The 19328-nt window shown below is 35.6% G+C and carries 9 protein-coding genes; all 9 read right to left on the bottom strand.

Features of this window, described 5'->3' with window-relative positions:
* Window positions 1-39: 39 nt before the first annotated feature.
* The 9 genes from BUC29_RS20690 to BUC29_RS20650 all read right to left on the bottom strand — a co-directional run bounded on the left by BUC29_RS20690 (window position 40) and on the right by BUC29_RS20650 (window position 19309).
* Window positions 40-1089 (bottom strand): sialidase family protein, encoded by a 1050-nt coding sequence (locus BUC29_RS20690; protein ID WP_073418425.1) that lies wholly within the window; start codon window positions 1087-1089, stop codon window positions 40-42.
* 89 nt (window positions 1090-1178) lie between these two features.
* Window positions 1179-2777 carry a SusD/RagB family nutrient-binding outer membrane lipoprotein gene (locus tag BUC29_RS20685; RefSeq protein WP_073418423.1) on the bottom strand — a complete coding sequence of 533 codons (1599 nt, stop codon included), beginning with the start codon at window positions 2775-2777 and terminating at the stop codon, window positions 1179-1181.
* Window positions 2778-2794: 17 nt separating this feature from the next.
* Window positions 2795-5881 (bottom strand): SusC/RagA family TonB-linked outer membrane protein, encoded by a 3087-nt coding sequence (locus tag BUC29_RS20680; protein ID WP_073418421.1) that lies wholly within the window; start codon window positions 5879-5881, stop codon window positions 2795-2797.
* Between the two features lie 262 nt (window positions 5882-6143).
* On the bottom strand, window positions 6144-8804 hold the full coding sequence (locus tag BUC29_RS20675; protein ID WP_073418419.1) for a glycoside hydrolase family 3 protein: 2661 nt from the start codon (window positions 8802-8804) through the stop codon (window positions 6144-6146).
* Window positions 8805-8816: 12 nt separating this feature from the next.
* Entirely contained in the window at window positions 8817-11060 is a 2244-nt protein-coding gene (locus tag BUC29_RS20670; RefSeq protein WP_073418417.1) for a GH92 family glycosyl hydrolase, read from the bottom strand.
* Between the two features lie 4 nt (window positions 11061-11064).
* Entirely contained in the window at window positions 11065-12549 is a 1485-nt protein-coding gene (locus tag BUC29_RS20665) for an alpha-L-fucosidase (RefSeq protein ID WP_073418415.1), read from the bottom strand.
* 124 nt (window positions 12550-12673) lie between these two features.
* The gene (locus tag BUC29_RS20660) at window positions 12674-14992 is read right to left on the bottom strand and encodes a family 20 glycosylhydrolase (protein ID WP_073418413.1); all 2319 of its coding nucleotides are present in this window, start codon (window positions 14990-14992) and stop codon (window positions 12674-12676) included.
* A 7-nt stretch (window positions 14993-14999) separates the two neighbouring features.
* Entirely contained in the window at window positions 15000-18140 is a 3141-nt protein-coding gene (locus tag BUC29_RS20655) for a beta-galactosidase, LacZ type (protein WP_073418410.1), read from the bottom strand.
* Between the two features lie 143 nt (window positions 18141-18283).
* Window positions 18284-19309, bottom strand: a complete 1026-nt coding sequence (locus tag BUC29_RS20650) for an isoaspartyl peptidase/L-asparaginase family protein (RefSeq protein ID WP_139260578.1) — start codon at window positions 19307-19309, stop codon at window positions 18284-18286.
* Between the last annotated feature and the right edge of the window lie 19 nt (window positions 19310-19328).

Genomic DNA, 19328 nt, shown 5'->3' with positions numbered 1-19328 from the left:
AAGGCTAGACAGTATTTTTGAATAATACTGTTTTAAAATTTATTTTAAATCGAATGTTGTATGCTTGATAAACTTTCGATTGTAAGTATACAAAATATGGATTTTTTTATCTGATGTCTGAATTATGGCCGGATAACTGAATTCTCCTTTCGGCTGATTTTCCAGATCAAATAATTTTGTCCAGTTTACACCATCTTTAGAAAATTCAACATCCAGAACATTTCTTCCGTTAAACCAATCTTTTCCCATTTTTAATGGATTGTTTACCAATAAAAATGCTTTATTCGATAAAGTTACGGCATCAACTCCGGAGTTTGAATTTACTACATTTATACTATCCGTTTTCTGCCACGTTTTTCCGTTATCTTCAGACCAACTCGAAATCAATTTATTATGTCGGCTTCGGGATAAAATCTGGATTTCTTTAGCAGAATGAACTAAAAATGTAGGCTGAATAATATCGAAATTTTTCTTGTCATTAATATCGGTAATTGTCCAGCTGTCTGTAGCTTCTGTGTAAGTTTCTATAAATACTCTCCATTTGTTATCGTCGATACTTTCGGTACTGCTTCCGCATAAAATAATTCCGGGAGTGGTTTCGATTGGTTTATTTCTGATTGGTCCTAAAATTCCTTTTGGAAGATATTTTGGATTACTCCACGTTTTTCCATCATCTTTAGAAACTATCATGGCTCCAAACCATTCTCTCGGATTTTTTCCCACTTTATAAAATAAATACAAATTCTGGCTTTTGCTTTTAAACAAAACCGGATTCCAGCATGGCAGTGTATCTCCATCTTTGATTAAAGGTTCAATGATTTTTTTAGGTGCTGACCATTTATTTTCTTTATACGAAGAAATGTAAATGCTTACGTCTTTTGCACCTTCGTATTTTCCACCAAACCAAGCTGCTAAAAGAGTATTATTTTCTAATTCTACCAATGTTGATGCATGACTTGCAGCTGTAACCGGATTTTCTGCTACATAATTTTGGGTAATATTTACTGCTTTTGGTTCGTTTTGAATTGATTTACAACCCAAAAAAACCGAAACCAATAAAACTACTACGCCGTATTTTTTTAAATTCATAATCTAACTTTTATATAAAACAAAAGGAGAGTTTCCTCTCCTTTTGAATTCTAAGCAAAGATTGTGTGCCTCTTTACTCAACCAAATAATTATTTTGTATCCCACCAAAGTTTGGTTCCACCTGTATCAGGTCCGCCAAGTTTTGTAATACCGTCTGTAACGGCATCTTTGTTTGAAGAATATTCGTTTGTTGTATAGATAATTCTCTTCATCAAACTTTTTCCAACTCCTGCATCATTATTATCTGTGTTTAATGGCGGATAAATAACTTTTGCATCACTTCTTCGTAAATCTGACCAAGCTTCCCAAGATTCAGGGAAAATAGCTAAGTATTTTTGAACTGCAATTTGTGTTCTTTGGTTTGCTTCTGTTGCAGACCAGGCTACTGGCAATTTTACCGGAATATCATATAAATCTAAAGCTGGATAAACAGTTAGAATATTTGGCAGTGTTGGCAGAGTTGTTCCTGAAATATAAGCATTTACAGTTGCAGCATCTGTGATTCCCCATTGTGCAAGAGATAATCTAATACCCGTTTCATATAAACTTTGAGCTGTTCCGCCCATATTCCATCCGTTTAATGCGCCTTCTGCTCTGCTTAAATAGTTCTCAGAAGCCATGAACACTTCGATGTTTTTAGATTCGCTTAAGTTTCCTGCAGCTCCGTTACCCATAACATCATTGTTAAAAGCTGAGAATTTAGTTGTTCCAAACTGATCTTCTAAACCTCCAACCGGATTTCCTCTGTACACTTTTGGTGTCGCATTAGCATCCAGAGGTGCAAACCATTTTTCTAAACGAGGATCATTATATCCAACCAAAATACTTTCCATAGAAGCTGTCATTACATATCCCCAGCTGTTTACGATCATATTTAAGTTGTTTGGCGTAATATTACTTGCTTTAAAGAAAGCGCTTTGAGCATTAGTAGTCATAACTCCTGCCGCTACAGCTGCTTCTGCCTGAGTTTTTGCTTTTGCAGGTTCTTTATCAGAAATTCTTAATGCAAGACGAAGTCTCATACTGTTTCCAAATACTCTCCAGTTAGCTACGTTTCCACCATACAAACGATCGTTTGGCTGAAGTGAAGCTACCGTTGTTAAAGAAGTGCTTGATAAAGTTGCGTTTGCCTCATCTAACAATTTGAAGAAATCTGTGTAAATATCTTCTACACTATCGTAAGGTACTTTCTCTTTACCATTTCCAGCCTCAGTATAAGGAATTGGTCCGTAAGCATCTACCATTTGATTGTACATGAAAACTTTCCAGATTTTAAGAACTGCCAAAGCTTCAGCATTTCCTTCAGATGCTTTAATAGCATTGTTTATAGCCGGAACAGCAACTGTGTAGAATCTTGTCCATCCACGTCCTTCGTAACCGTTTACGAATGCATTTCTTTCTGTACCATATCCACAGTTTAAATAGTGAATAAAAGTAGAAGATAGAATACCGGTAGCAATACCCCATGTTCCCTGATCATCAACTCCTGGTGATGAGTAAGATCCATTATGAATACCTGCATAAAGTGCCGATGCAAATGATGGGCCTGCAAGTGTAGCATCTAACTGATCTTCAGTAAGAGAATTAGGATCTTTGTTTATTTCATCAAAGTCTTTTGAACAGCTTGATAAAATAGAAACTGCCATTAATGCAACTCCTAATGTTTTTATTTTAAAACTATATTTCATGATGTCTCTTTATTTAATTAAAATCCAAATTTCACATTAACTCCATAATCTCTCGTAGAAGGAATGTTGAAAGATTCTATACCTTGCAAGTTTCCTGTACCTGCACCAGCTTCCGGATCAAAATATTTCGCTTTGTTCACGAAGAAGAATAAATTTCTTCCTACTAATGAAAAATCGATGCTTGAAAACCCTGAATTACCTAATACACGTTTTGGTAATGAATAACCAAATACAAGCTCTCTTAATCTGATGTTTGTTGCATCATAAATAAAAGGTTCTGCGATAGGTGTTCTTTGTCCAATTGCTGTCCAGTATTGTTCTGCTGTAATGCTTGTTGTATTTGGAGAATAAGTTCCGTTTCCATTAGCTACAACACCATTAACAACGATTCCGCCTTCTCTTCCTGCTAAAGTAATATCACTTACCCCTAAACCTGCTTGTCTTGCCTGAGTGTATGAAATAACTTCGCCGCCAATTCTAAAATCAACTAAGAAACTTAAAGAGAAATCTTTGTATCTAAAGTTGTTTTTGATACCACCTGTCCAGTCTGGATTAAAGTTTCCTGCACGAACATCAAAACTATTTGTTGCTAATGGAATACCTGCACTGTTTACAATAATATTTCCGTTTGGATCTCTTTGGAAACCTTTAATGTATAAATCTCCGTATTCTCCGCCTACTACAACTTTACTTCTAACTAAACGTCCTTCTCCCAAAACTAACTCTTCTCTTCCGTCAGCAATAGATTTAACTTTTGATTTATAAGAAGCGTAGTTTGCTGTAATATCCCAGCTAAAGTTTTCTGTTTGGATAGGAGTTGCAGTAAGTGTAAGCTCGATACCTTTATTTTGAATATCTCCACCATTTACAATTGCTCTTGAATATCCAGAAGACTCAGGAGTATTGATGTAGAAAATTTGATTGTCTGTTAATGAATTGAAATATGTGAAATCTAATCCTAAACGGTTATTAAAGAATCTAACATCAGCACCAAATTCTGTAGAAGAAGAAATCTCCGGTTTTAAGTTTGGATTTGCTTTTGTGCTTTGTCCGTACAACATACCACCATTTCCTCCAATATATGAGAATCTTTGTTGTGTTTGATAAGGATCTGTATCGTTACCAACTTGTGCATAAGAAGCTCTTACTTTTGCAAAGCTGATTACTTCTGGTAATTTAGCCATATCTGAAATTACAGCTGAAAGACCTACAGATGGGTAAAAATAATCTTTAGGAATTGTAGAAGACCAGTCATTTCTAGCTGTTAAGTCTAAGAATAAATAGTTTCTGAAACCAAGTTGTCCAAATGCATATACAGAGTTAATTCTTTTTTCTGAAGCAGTTGATGTAGAGGTAATTGTTGAAACGTTACTTAGGGCAAAATAGTTTCTTTTACTTAAAACACCTCCAGAGTTTAAAGCTGAACTATTTTGCTGCAGCACGTTTGCACCACCATTAAGTCCAACAGAAAAATCTCCAAATTTTTCATTGTAAGAAAGTAAAACGTCAGCATTGAATTCACTTACAGTTTCATAAGATTCACTATATGAACCTAAATTGTTGTTGAAAGCTGCAGTAGCGTATCTGTTTCTAACATTTTTGTTTGTCATTTGGTCTAAACCTGCTCTACCTTGTAAGCTTAAAGTTTTTGTGAACTCATATTTAAGAGAAGCTAAACCAATAAATCTGTTTCTTTTATCTGTACGAGCATCGTCTCTTAAAGCAGACCAGAATGGGTTTCCACCCGGAGATCCAGTTTCGTCGATAAAATAGTTTAATTGTCTTTGTCCTGCAGCATCAAAATACTCAAAGTTTTTATAATCATTGAATGCGATACTACGAGGTAATAAATAAGCTGATGTTCCGATAGATTCTTCACCAGTTCTTAATAAGTTATCGATATCCTGAACGATGTAGTTTGTTTTTACATCAAGAGATAATTTATCAGAAAGTTTACTAGTCAATCTTAAGTTAAGATTGTGTCTGTCTAATTGGTTTCCGCCAACAATACCTTCAGCACGGGTGTTAGTGTAAGAGAAGTACCCTTGTGCTTTTTCGTTACCTGCAGTAACAGTTAATGTATTGGCTAAATTATAACCTGTTTTGTAAAAATCGATAACGTTGTTTGGTTGTGGAGAATAACTTTGTGTAGCCGGCCCCGCATAATTTGGGTTACGAACTAACTGCCAGTTTGAAACCTGGCTTCCGTCTAATTTACCTCCCCAGCTTGAAGGAGAATTCGCAACATATGCACCATTTGTTCCCTGACCATACTCATTTTGTAAGTTCATCAAATTGTAAGCAGATGATGCCATAAAATTAGATGATAAAGAAACTGATGTTTTTCCTGCCTTTCCGGATTTTGTAGTAATTACAATAACCCCGTTACTCGCTCTTGATCCATAAAGAGCGGCTGCAGATGGTCCTTTCAATACAGTCATCGAAGCAATATCTTCAGGATTAATGTTTGAAATACCGTCTGGCTGAGTTGTTCCTCCTGTATCAATATCAGGGTTTGTTGTTGTAGTTCCGTTACTAATTGGCACACCATCTACTACATAAAGAGGCTGGTTGTTACCATTAAGAGACCTGTTACCTCTTAATGTAATTCTTGAAGAAGAACCAACACCATTTGAAGTTGTAGAGAAGTTAAGACCCGCAACTTTACCCGAAAGTGAGTTGGCAACGTTTAATGATCTTGCTTCTGAGAGCTCTCCTACTGCAATGTTTTGTGCAGAATACGTAATGGCTTTTTTCTCTCTCTTAATACCAAGAGCTGTAACCACTACCTCTCCTAGTTGCTGTGTCGCAGCACCTAAAGCTGCATTAATCGTAGTTTGGCTTCCTACTGCTATTTCTTGTGGGGCAGAACCAACATAAGAGAAAACCAAAACTGCTGATTGATTTGGAACACTGATAGAATACTTACCATCAAAATCTGATGAGGTACTTGTCTTCGTTCCTTTAACAACAACATTTGCTCCAGGGATCGGAATTCCGCTTTGAGCATCTGTTATCGTTCCTTTTACTGTTGTTTGTGCTTCCAGATTTTGAAATCCAAATAAGCATATCACAAACAGTAATTTTAGTACGTTCTTGATCATATTTAGTTGTTTTTTGAGTTAATAACATGTTAAACTTAAGAATACATTTTGTTAACAGGATATAATTTCGACAAATGACAATTTTGAAAAGGTGTTGGGAATACATTTATAATTTAAGGCCGCGAAAACGTTTTAAATTGTAAGCTTTATCCTCTTTATTTTCAACACCTTGATCGCATTAATCTGAGTGATTTATCTTTTTTTTAACAACATTCTTTTTTAATTATCTTAATCGTTAAACATATTATTGGTTTTCATCAAATTAGTTTAAAACTTTAAAATTTGTTTTAAGCAGATCCGTAGAATTTCCACCAGCCATAACTTCAAAATCACCAGGTTCAACAACGCGTTTCATTTCTCTGTTCCAAATAGATAACTCATCAGGTGTTAATGTAAACTCAACTGTTTTTACTTCCCCTTTTTTAATATTTAATCTTTTAAATCCTTTTAAGGTTTTTTCAGGTGTTGTTGTACTGCTGTACACATCCTTAATATATAATTGCACAACTTCATCTCCGTCTCTGTCTCCAATGTTTTTAACATCAACAGAAACTTTTAATTCGCCGTCAGCTTTAATTTCTTTTGAACTGATTTTTAAATTTGAATACTCAAACTTTGTATAACTCAATCCGTAACCAAATGTATATAACGGATGTTCGCTTTCGGCGACATATCTATGAATTGCAGATCGTTTTTGGTTATAATATATAGGTAACTGTCCAACAGATTTTGGAACTGTAATTGGCATTCTTCCACCAGGATTATAATCCCCAAATAAAACATCAGCAACTGCTCTCCCGCCCAATTCTCCCGGAAACCAGCCTTCAACCACAGCCGGGATGTTTTCGGCAATCCAGTTTGTAGACAGCGGGCGACCGTTTAACAATACACAAACTACCGGAGTTCCTGTTTTATGAATTTCTTCAATTAGTTCCTGCTGCATTCCAAATAAGTCTAATGAAGCTACATCTCGGTTTTCTTCGACCAATTCATTTGATTCTCCTAAAACTACAATAGCAACATCGGCTTTCTTAGCAGCATCGATGGCAGGCTGTAAGTTTACTTTTTCTAAATTCCAGCGTAAATGAGCTCTGGCTCCCCAGCCGCCTTCCCACATTTCAATGCGGACTTTGTATTTTTTTCCTGCTTCGATGTTTTTTGGAGTCGTAACCATGCTCGTTGCTCCTTTTGTCCAGTTGTCGATTACCAATTGATCGTCAATCCACATTCTGATTCCATCATCAGAACTTAAGCCTAACCAGCCATCAAAAGATTTATCTGATTTTATGTAACCTGTCCATCTAATAGAAAAATCATCATCGGTAACGCCATCGCCGGGAGACCAAGGCCAGTCAAACTCTAATTGGCTGTCAATACGTGTTAATGCCGGAGTTCCTTCAACATTTCGGTTATTAAAATATTCTCCTTTTAGCCCGTTTTGAGATTCATCCGGAGTAAATAAATATTTCGATGGAATAATTTGTCCTTTTACAATCAATGGAACGCCTTCTTCGTAAACTACATTGGCTGTTTTGCCAACCAACTGCTGGATACCTTCGTAAACCGTCATTCCAATACTGTTTTTTGGAGCATATCCTCCCAATCTTGAAGCATTTGCATTTGGCCCGATAACCGCAATATTTTTTAAGTTTTTGCTTAAAGGCAGTGTATTGTTGTCATTTTTTAATAAAACCATAGATTTTTGAGCCGCTTCCAGAGCAACATTTTGATTTTCTTTGGTATGAAAACGCTCTTTAATTAAATTTTTATCTGTGTATGGATTTTCAAATAATCCTAATAAAAATTTCAATCTCAAAACTCCTCCGGCAGCACGGTCAATCTGCTCCATTGTAAGTTTCTTTTCGTTTACTAATTCTATAATAGTGTTTTGCCAAAACTCATTTGTAAAATCATAAAACTGCATATCAACTCCCGCAGCAATGGCTTCTCTAATGCTTTCTTTTGGAGAACTTGTAACATAATGTGTTACCTGAAGATATTTTATAGCACCTAAATCTGAAACTACAATTCCTTTAAAACCCCATTCGTTTCTCAAAACATCGGTCAATAACCAATGATTAGCGGCACAAGGAATTCCGTCTAATTCTGAATACGCACACATAGTTCCCAATGCGCCTCCTTTTCTAAATGCTTTTTCAAATGATGGAAGATGGTCTTCTCTCGCCGAACGTTCTCCAACCAAAATTGGCGAAGAATTTCCTCCTGCCTGTGGAATACCGTGAACTGCAAAATGCTTAGGTTCTGCAATGATCGAACGGTCTGATTTTAAATCGTCTCCCTGCATTCCTTTAATAAAAGCCAAACCAATTTCGCTGTTTAGATAGGCATCTTCACCAAAAGTTTCTGCCACACGTCCCCAGCGTGGTTCGCGGCCTAAATCTAAATTTGGACCTAAACCAAAATGAACTCCGTGTGATCTTGCTTCCATCGCAATCACTTTCCCGACTTTGTCCATTACATTTGTATCCCAGGTTGCGCCAAGGCCAATATTCATTGGAAAAGCTGTACTTCCTTCATCTAAATAGCCGTGCAGCATCTCGCACATAATCAGGGCAGGAATTCCCCATTTATTTTTTTTGATGATTTCGCTTTGCAGATCATTAATCATTTTTGCCGAACGAGGATAAATATCATGAATCGCTCCTATTCCTAAATTCCCAATTTTTGCATCAGATTTTGATTTGGAAAAATCTTCTTTTTCTTTAAAAAATTCGCCTTTGTACATATCCATCTGGCGCACTTTTTCTTCAAGCGACATACGGCTTAACAAGTCTTTTACCCTATCTTCTACCGGTAATTTTGCATCCTGATACGGATATTTTTTCTGCGAATAGCTCAGGTTAAAAAAACCTACAGCCATTACACAAATAATGGCTGTTTTTTTGATTTTGAGTTGTAACATAGTTGTGAGAGTTTAATTTTGGATCACTTTCAACGTTTTTCCATTCACAAGATCTTCGTGCGAAATAAAATAACTGTTCAGTGCTTTTCCGTTTAATTGTATTGCTTTGATTTTTCCGTCGTTATTAACTTCTTTTTCAATCACAATACTTTCATTTTTATAATATTTTGAATCTAATTTGATCGTTACTTTATCAAACATTGGCGTTGTAATGGTGTAAATTGGATCGCCTGGAGAAATTGGATAAATTCCCATCATAGAATACACTAACCAAGCCGACATTGTTCCTGTATCGTCATTTCCCGGCAGTCCTTTTGGTTCATTTTTGAAATATTCGCGAACCAATTTCTTTACCATTTCCTGAGCTTTATATTCTTCGCCTTTCACATAATTAAACAAATACGGATTCGCGATATCCGGCTCGTTTGCCATATCAAATTGTTTTATGTCGAATATTTTCTGCAATTGTGCCGAAAATGCTTTATCGCCGCCCATTAATTTCTTCAATCCGTTAATGTCATGAGGAACCATAAAAGCGTACTGCCATGCATTTCCTTCAATAAAACCAACATTTTCTTCAAAATTAGCTCCTGAATTTGGATCAAAAGGTTCGTACCAATTTCCGTTTGCTATTCTTGGGCGAAGCAGATTTAATTTTTTATCAAATAATTTTCTGTATGATAAGGAACGATTTTTAAAACGTTTTACATTGGCTTTATCTCCAAATTCATTGGCCATAAGCGAAATACAATAATCTGAAATATTGTATTCCTGAGTCGTCGAAACCGGACCTTTGCTGTCGGTAGTCAAATATCCTTTTTTGATATAATCTTTCAATCCCGGACGAAGCGGATTATTTTCTATCTGATCTGCTCCTTTTAGCATAGCGTAATAAGCTTTCTGAACATCAAAATCATGAATCCCTTTTAAGTAAGTATCTGTAATTACAATACTTGCCGGATCTCCAACCATAGTAAAAGTCTCTGTCGAATTCAATTCCCATTTAGGTAACCAGCTGTTTTCATCAAACATGTCAAGCATACTTTTTACCATATCCGATTGCTGTTTTGGATAAACCAAAGACATTAACTGATGCAGATTTCTGTACGTATCCCATAATGAGAATACTGTATAACGTGTTCCATCGGTTTTACCAATTTTACTTCTTTTAATTACTGGGTATTCGCCATTACAATCATTTAAAATATTTGGATGAATTAAAGTGTGATATAAAGCTGTGTAGAAAATTGTTTTGTCATCTTTTGAACCGCCTTCAACTGAAATTTTAGAAAGTTCTTCGTTCCATTCGTCATATGTTTCTTTGTAAACAGCATCAAAAGATTTGTTTCCAACTTCTTTTTCTAAGTTTTCGTGAGCGTTTTCGATGCTTACATACGAAATTCCAATTTTAACTTCAACCGTTTCTTCTTTATCAAAATTATATCTAAAATAACTTCCAATACTATCGCCTACAACGGTTTTGATTGTATTTTCCATCATTCTCGCTTTTCCGTTGTATCCCATCCATTGTGCTTCAACACCATTATATTTCGAAGGTTTTTTCCAAACTCCGAATTTATCGGCAGGTTTAGAAAATTTAGCAGCGAAATAAACCGGATAAGCATCTTCCGGACTATTATAACAAAAGGATCCTACAGAACGCATTCCTTCAATTTCTGTCGAAGAAACCACTCTTACCATTGCGCCTTCTTCATTTGTTAATCCTAAACCAAGATTTAATAAAATATTTGACTGCCCTTTCGGGAAAGTGAATCGGCTTACTCCAACTCGTTTTGAAGCAGTAAATTCGCCTTTTACTTTATACTTGTTGATATCTACACTATAGTATCCGGCTTTTGCCATTTCATTAGAATAAGTCGATCCATATTTTAAATGATCGATTTGAACTTCACCTGTTGTTGGCATTAATAAGATGACACCTAATTCCGGACAGCCGACACCGCTTAAATTCACCTGAGAAAATCCAGTCAAAAACGTATTTTCATTTACATAAGGATTCGAAAGCCACTGACTATCTTTTTCCATTGGCGTATTTTTTACTCCGGCAACATTAAACGGACTGATACTTGCCATTCCGCGTGGAGCAATTGGTCCGGGAAAAGCCGCTCCGTAATTAGACGTTCCTATAAACGGATTCACAAAATCGGCTGGTGTTTGAGCAGAAATTATGATGCTAAAAAACAGCATATAAAAAATACATGCTGTTCTTGATATTATTTTGGGTATTGAAAACATATTTTTATCTGTTAATAGCTTCAATTTTTAAAGTCCAGGCTTCTTTTGCAGGTAAATTATTTCTAAGACTTTCTGGAATTACTACTTTAAATCCGTTTCCTTCTTTTGTCCACTTTAAAGAAGTTTTAGAACCTAACATGGTAATTTTTGTTCCTTTTTTAGGACTGATCGATTTCACAGTAACTTCTGCAGGAATTTTATCTTCTCCATCTTTTGCTAAATAAAAGGCAAATACGTTTCCGGCTTTGTTTTGTGTAAAACAGATATTATCTTCTTTAAAAGGTTCGATTGGTTTTGTATCATAAATGGCTACACTGTTTACTTTCATCCAGTCAGCGTAAGCTTGTAATAAATCGTAAGCTCCCTGCTGCCATTCTCCTTCCGGACTTGGCGCAACATTCAGTAATAAGTTTCCGCCTTTTGCTACAATATCAACTAACATGTGAATACCTTGTCTTCCGGTCATGTATTTTGCGTCTGGCGTATACGACCATCCGCCGCCAGAAGTAATACAAGATTCCCAAGGATAAGGCAGTGTTTTTGCAGGAACACGGCCTTCAGGCGTTAAATAGTTTTGGTTTTTACCGTGAACTGCTCTGTCTACTACAATTAATCCCGGTTGTTTCTGACGTGCTTTTGCAACCAATTCATCCATTTTAGGATCCTGATCTACTACTCTGTGTTTGATGAAACCGTTTTTAGATTCGTTTTCAGCAAATTTCTCATCGTAGTTTTCTTTGATGTTTACCTGATCTCTTTTTCTAACCCAGCCTCCGTCAAGCCACAAAATATCTACTTTTCCGTAGTTCGTAAGAATTTCTAAAATCTGGTTATGTGTAAAATCAACATATTTCTGCCATTTTTCAGGATATAATGATGGGTCGTAATTTACGTTTCTGTCGAAAGGCGGGAAATACGGATCCCAGTAATTTTCATTATGCCAGTCTGGTTTTGAGAAATAGGCTCCCGTTGAAATATTCTCGGCTCTAAAAGCATTAAAAACTTCTTTTAAAACATCGGCTTTTGGATTTGTGCTGAAAGGGCAGTCTTTATCTGTGATTTTATAATCAGAATATTTCGTGTCGTACATATTAAATCCGTCATGGTGTTTGGTGGTAAAAACCATGTATTTCATTCCGGCTGCTTTTGCTGCTTTTGCCCATTTTACCGGATCAAATTTTGTTGGGTTAAAAGTCTTTTTTAAACCTTCATAATCGGCAACATATTGATTATAGTTTGATGGATTACTTCCTTTTTTACGTTCGCACCATCCATAATCTTCCGGACAAATTGACCATGACTCTACAATTCCCCATTGGCTGTAGGTTCCCCAGTGCATTAATAATCCAAATTTTTTACCCTGCCATTGTTCCAGATTTTTCAATACTAACGGATCTGTTTCCGGTACATAACGCTCATCTTCATAAATGGCCTGCGAAAACATTTGTACGGAAAATAATAACGCGATTATGAATATTCCTCTTTTCATCTTTATTCTATTTATAGTTTTTGTTTTTGTTCTTCTTTTTTAATTGTAAAAATTACATTTAAATTTTTTAGACAAAGTGTCCGGACGTCGCTTAAACTTTGTAAAATTTAAACGTTGTAAATGTTTAGTTCACAAGAATTTCGTCAACAAACAGCCATGAACTTTCTCCTTTAGGACTTTTCTTTAAATTTCCTGCTATTACTTTTACAAAACGGGTGTTTTGTCTTTGAAAATTGATTTTAAAATCCTTCAGTTCCGGAACTGCATTAACAGCATAAGGACGCATAATTTTTCCAACTTGTTTGTATTTAATTCCATCATTAGAAATCAAAACTTTAACTTCAATCGGAAAATTAACTCCAGCTCCCTGACTTTCAAGAGTTCCTACGATTACCTGCTCGATACTTTCCTGTTTTTCAAAATCAATAACCAGTTCCATATCATTTACAAGCCACGCCTGCCATTGTCCGTCATGGTAATTTTTACTTCCTCTAATAGTATTGACCATTGTATTGGCATCACCTTTATAATTCTGATTATAAGGCGTTAAGTATTTTACTTTTTGCGAAAAAGCTTTATGGAAAATAATAGTATCGGTAAAAGTTTTCCCAACTGGTTTTTCGTCCTGAAATAAAGAAGCTTTTAAAATTGTAGTTTCTTTAAATTCAATTGGACTGGTATATTTTACAGCGTGATGATCGATGTTTTTGTCTCCCAAAACATAACGGATATCCGGATTTGGAAATTCATTTTTCAGTTCGACTTTGATTTGTTTATTTGGTAAATCTGCAGTTGAAGAAGACGTTACCAAATAAGCACTTTTTGCATAATTAATTCCTAAATAATCGTAACGTTTGAACAATGAAAATAATCTCGTTGAAAAATCATTCCAGCTGCGTTTTTCTTTCGGACTCCATAGTGTTTCTGATAATGCAGCCAGTCTTGGAAAAATCATATATTCAGAATCTTTTGGCAGTGATAAATATTCAGCCCATAAATTCGCTTGTCCTCCTAAAACATGTGCCGCTTCCTGAGGTGACATTGTAGAAACTACAGGATCAAATTTGTACACTTCGCTCAACGGATTGTAAGCATCAAAAGCCAAAGGTTCTTCATTTTGAGGTCCCTGATAAAAGTTGAAATAACAAGGAGATTCCGGAGTCATAATAACATCATGTCCCTGATCTGCAGCTTCAACTCCACCTTTCATGCCTCTCCAGCTCATAACCGTAGCTTCCGGAGCTAAACCGCCTTCCAGAATTTCATCCCAGCCAATTACTTTTTTCCCTTTTGAATTGATGTATTTTTCAATACGTTTTACAAAATAACTTTGTAATTCTTCAACACTTTTTAAACCCTCATCTTTGATTCTTTTTTGGCAGTACGGACATTTTGCCCAATTGGTTTTGGTAGCTTCATCTCCACCAATATGGATATATTTTGATGGAAAAATCGTCATTACTTCATCTAATACATTTTGAAGAAATTCAAACGTCGTTTCTTTTCCTGCACAATAAATATCAGTAATAGGCCAAACTCCGCCAGACGGAACGCCAATACGCTGATCAAAACAAGCCAGTTCAGGATACGATGCAATAGCACTGCTTACGTGCGCCGGCATTTCGATTTCCGGAATTACTTCAATGTTTTTAGAAGCTGCATATTTTACGATTTCTTTTAATTCTTCCTGCGTAAAAAAACCTCCGTAAGTTCCTTTTTCATCAGGATTCGTTGCTAATCTGGCATTCCATGATACGTTTTCCTGATTTACTCTCCAGGCGCCAACTTCAGTTAGTTTTGGGTATTTTTTAATTTCAATTCTCCATCCCTGATCGTCTACTAAATGTAAGTGCAGAACGTTCATTTTGTGCATTGCAAGTCGGTCAATTGTGGCCAGAATATAATTTTTATCAAAAAAATGACGTGATAAATCGAGCATTAAACCTCTCCATTTAAATCGTGGTTCATCTGTAATTGTTAAACTTGGAATCTGCCATTTTGCAGAGGAAATAGCATATTGGCTTTCTATTGCTTCAGGAAGTAATTGTCTGATACTTTCTAAAGCATATAAAAATCCGGCATTTCCTTTAGCAGAAATAACAATATTGTTTGAATTTACGTCTAAAATATAGGCTTCATTTTTTAAGTTTGGGTCAACTTTAAACTGAACAAAATTACTCGCTGGAGCTTTTGTGATTGTTTCTGGTTTCCATCCTGCCGCAATAGCAAATTTAGAAGCCAAAGCATTGGCAGCATCTTTTTGAAAATCAGTATTGGTCACAAACTTTGTATCTTTATTAAATTCAAAAACACCGGTTTTTATTAGAGTCTGAGTTGGTTTTGGAATGATACGAATGTCTTTCTCTGTATAAACTTTCTGCGCATACGAAGAAGTTACAAGAGCAAGAAAACCGATTATCAAATAAGATTTTATAATTCTCATATTCTAATTATTTTAAAGATGGTGTTATTTTAAATTGATACTGATAATTTTTTCCTCTCAAAAGATATTTTTCCATTGGCCATGCCTGCCAGCTGTCGATTCCGCCCACTCCCATTTGTTTGTAATCGATTTTTAAACTTGTTAAATCTCTTTCTTTCAATTCGGCAGCATGTCTCTGGTCTTTTTGCAGTCCGTCGTCTAAATCTTCATTTAAGAAATGTAAAGCTGTAATGGATAATAATTCATCCGACGTTACAGTTAACTTTAATTTATCTCCTGATAATTCTAAAAAGCGAATATCTGTTTTATTTCCCGTTTCTTGCGGACGAATGTATGGATAATATTGTTCTGAAACGGTTTGTGTATACAATCCTACTTTTGAACTGTAATTTCTGTCGATGTAATTTTCGTGAGGACCTTTTCCGTAATACGTCATATTGCTAAAATCTCTCGGAACAATTATTTCCATTCCAAATCTTGGCAAAATTGGCTGTTCTTTTGTTTTATCAATATTTAAAACTTCTTTTACGACTAATTCTCCGTTTCCGTTGAATTCATAATTCAATTCTAAAGTAGAAGAAACAGAAGCTAAACTATAAGTTGCTTTTACTAAAATTGTATTGTTTTTTGTTGGAGAAAATGTCCAGTTTACCAAAGTTGGATTTTCTGTTGCATCTTTCCATGCTTTTAAATTTACCTGAAAATTGGCTCCAAAATCATTGTCGTTTGGTGCTCTCCAGAAATTTGGACGCAATTGATAACCATCTTTTACAATTGGTAAATTATTGAATGAATATCCGCTGATGAATCCTGTTTTTTTGTCGAAAGTAATTTCGGCTTTATCACTTTTAAAAACCGTTGCATTTGCTTTTTTCTCTACAGAAATTTTTGAAGTGCCTTCGATTTTTATATCATTTTTCCAAGTTCCTTTATACGCTAATTGTTCATATGCGATTTCAAAACCTTTTGGTAAAAATGGTTCTGCCTCTTTTAAAGTATAAGATATATTTACAAAAGCTTCCTGAAACTTTTTATCGCCTAATTTAATTGGCAAAGTATATGTTTTTGACTGTCTTGGATCGATTGCTAAATAATCAATTGAACCTGATGTTTCTTTTACTCCGTCTAAAATTAAGGTCCAGTGCAGAGTTATATTGCTTAGATCCTTAAACGAAAATTCATTGTAAACTTTTATTGCTGCAGTTTCCTGATTTTCCCAGGAAGTCAAAATATTCTGCATTACATTTTTTACTTCAAGTGCATGCGGATTTGGTTTTCTGTCTACCGTAAAAACTCCGTTGTTTACAAAGTTATTATCGCTTTTTACATCTTTTGGTCCAAAATCTCCTCCGTAAGCCAAAATCGTAATTCCGTTGTCCAGTTTTTTATAAACCGACTGATCGATCATATCCCAAATGAAACCTCCCTGAAAGTTTGGATATTTACGAATGACATCCCAATAATCTTTAAAATTTCCCATTGAATTTCCCATTGCATGCGCATATTCGCACTGAATATAAGGTCTTGACGGATTTGGATTTGCCAGAATATATTCTTCCATTTTGTTTGGAGAACTGTACATCGGGTCGATAATATCAGAATCCCATTCGAATTTTAAATCTTTTCCGTCCCAAGCGCCTGCAGTGGCTCTTTCGTACTGAATTGGTCTTGATTTATCACGGTTTTTAATCCACAAATATCCTCTGTAAAAGTTGTAACCGTTTCCGGCTTCGTTCCCCATACTCCAGATAATAACCGATGCATGGTTTTTATCTCTCTCAATCATACGCTGCATACGCTGAATGTGTGCTAATTCCCAATCTGGTTTATTACCCAGAGTTTTGGTAATATCATACCCCATTCCGTGCGATTCTATATTGGCTTCATCCACAACATAAATTCCGTATTTATCGCATAATTCGTAGAAATATTCGTCATTTGGATAATGCGACATTCTCACGGCATTGATATTAAATTCTTTCATCAATTTAATATCCTCTTCCATTCTTTCTCTTGAAATTGTTTGTCCGGTAACTGGATCAATTTCATGACGGTTGACTCCTTTTATGTAAATCGCTTTTCCATTTACTAAAAGTTGTCCGCCTTTAATTTCTACTTTTCTAAACCCAACATTTTGATTGATAACTTCAATTACAGTTCCTTTTTTATCTTTTAAAATAAAACGTACCTGATATAAATTCGGAATTTCGGCACTCCATTTCTTCGGATTTTCTACTGCAAAATCAAAAGTTTGTTTTTCGCTTAAAGCGGAAATATTTTTGGACGTTATAATTTTGTCACCGTCTTTTAACTGAACGTCTAATGTATAACTGTCTTTTTTATCCAAGTCAGAAAATTGAGTGGATATTTTTAAACTTCCGTTTACGTAATTGGCATCAAGATCTGGAATAATTTCGAAGTCGTTTAAATGCGCTTTATTTCTCGCAACTAAATAAGAATCACGAGTAATACCGCTCATTCTCCACATGTCCTGACATTCTAAATACGAACCATCATTCCATTTCATTACCTGAAGTACAATGGTATTTTTTCCGGTTTTTACGTATTTGTTTAATTTGAATTCAGAAGGTAATTTTCCATCTTCACCATAACCTACATAAACACCATTTACCCAAACGGTTAAGTTTGATTTTGCTGTTCCGATATGAAGAAAGATATCTTTTCCTTCCCAGGATTTATCGATTGTAATTTCTCTTCTGTAAACTCCTGTCGGATTGTATTTTGTTGGCACAAACGGCGGATTTGGCGCCATTAAATAATCAAAGTCATAAGTGGTATTTACATAAACCGGATATCCATAACCGTTTACATCCCAGCTTGCCGGAATTTTGAAATTATCCCAAGCTTTATCATTAAAATCAGTTTTCTCAAAATCTTTTGGAAGCGCATCCGGATTTTCTACATATTTGAATTTCCAGGCTCCGTTAATGTCAAGATAATTTTTAGATTGTCTCCATTCGTTTTTAACGGCTAAACTTTCATTTTCAAAAACATAATAGGCGGCGTGCATTGGCTCTCTATTATCTTCATTGATTTTTTCATTCTGCCAAAACGGAACTTTTTCCTGAGCATTTATAGATAAAACCGAGGTAATTAGTAATGATAATATGGATATTGTTTTTTTCATTCTTTGTTTTGTTTGAACACATAGCCCCGATTATTATCGGGATAGATTGTGAGAGAAAATCTATGTTACTATGTGTTTAAAATTTATTCGCGATTCAACTTTGTCAAAGTTTAAAACCTTGACAAAGTTCCCGCATAGCATTTTTATTTATCCCACGACATTTTAAATTTCGCGTCTTCCATTCTGTGTCCTTTTTCGTCATCGGAAACAGCAAAGTTGAAACCAGATCTCAAACTGTAACCTGCGTGTTCACCGTTTTTATTTAAAGCGATAAAACCAACCTGCAGATATTCCATGTCTTTGTGGTTTTTGTGTTTGTTGTAAATACGTTCTGTAATTTCTTTGCAGGCATCATAAGGCGATTTTCCCTGACGCATTAATTCTACCACCATCGCACTTCCGGCGGTTCTGATTACAGCTTCACCCAAACCGGTTGCCGCTGCAGCTCCTACTTCGTTATCCAGGAAAAGACCCGCGCCGATTATTGGGGAGTCACCGACGCGGCCGTGCATCTTCCAGGCAGCACCACTCGTAGTACAGCCACCAGAAAGGTTTCCATCCTGGTCTAACATTAGCATGCTTATGGTATCATGGTTTTCTATATTAATAACTGGTTTGTATTTTGAATCTTCCAGCCATTTTTTCCAGTCTCTTTCTGATTCCGGAGTTAGTAGATTTTCTTCTTTAAATCCTTCTGATAAAGCAAATTGTAAAGCTCCTTGTCCGGCCAGCATTACGTGTGGAGTGTTTTCTAAAACTCTTTTTGCTACAGAAATTGGATGCATAATTCCTTGTAAAAAACAAACCGAACCACAATTACTGTTATGGTCCATAATACAAGCATCCAGCGTTACTTTTCCTTCACGATCCGGATATCCGCCGTAACCTACGCTTCGCACATTTGGATCGGCTTCGGGAATTTTCATTCCGGCTTCAATTGCTTCTAAAGGTGATTTTCCTGCTTTTAGCTGTTTCCAGGTTTCCTGATTGGCAGGCAAACCGTGATTCCATGTTGAAATCACAACCGGTTTTTTTACTTTTTTTGAAGGAAATTCTAATGCGCCTTCTTTTTCATTTTCTTTCTCTTTTGCAAATCCGTTAAAACCAATTGAGCTTACGGCTGCTGCGCCTAAAGCTGCTTTTTTGATAAAATCTCTTCTATTTGACATGCTGGTTACTTTTAGAAAA

This window comes from Flavobacterium defluvii (genome assembly GCF_900129555.1).
Classification (GTDB): Bacteria; Bacteroidota; Bacteroidia; order Flavobacteriales; family Flavobacteriaceae; genus Flavobacterium; species Flavobacterium defluvii.
Note: the sequence above shows the minus strand (reverse complement) of the source record. Positions and strands in the feature narration are given on the sequence as shown.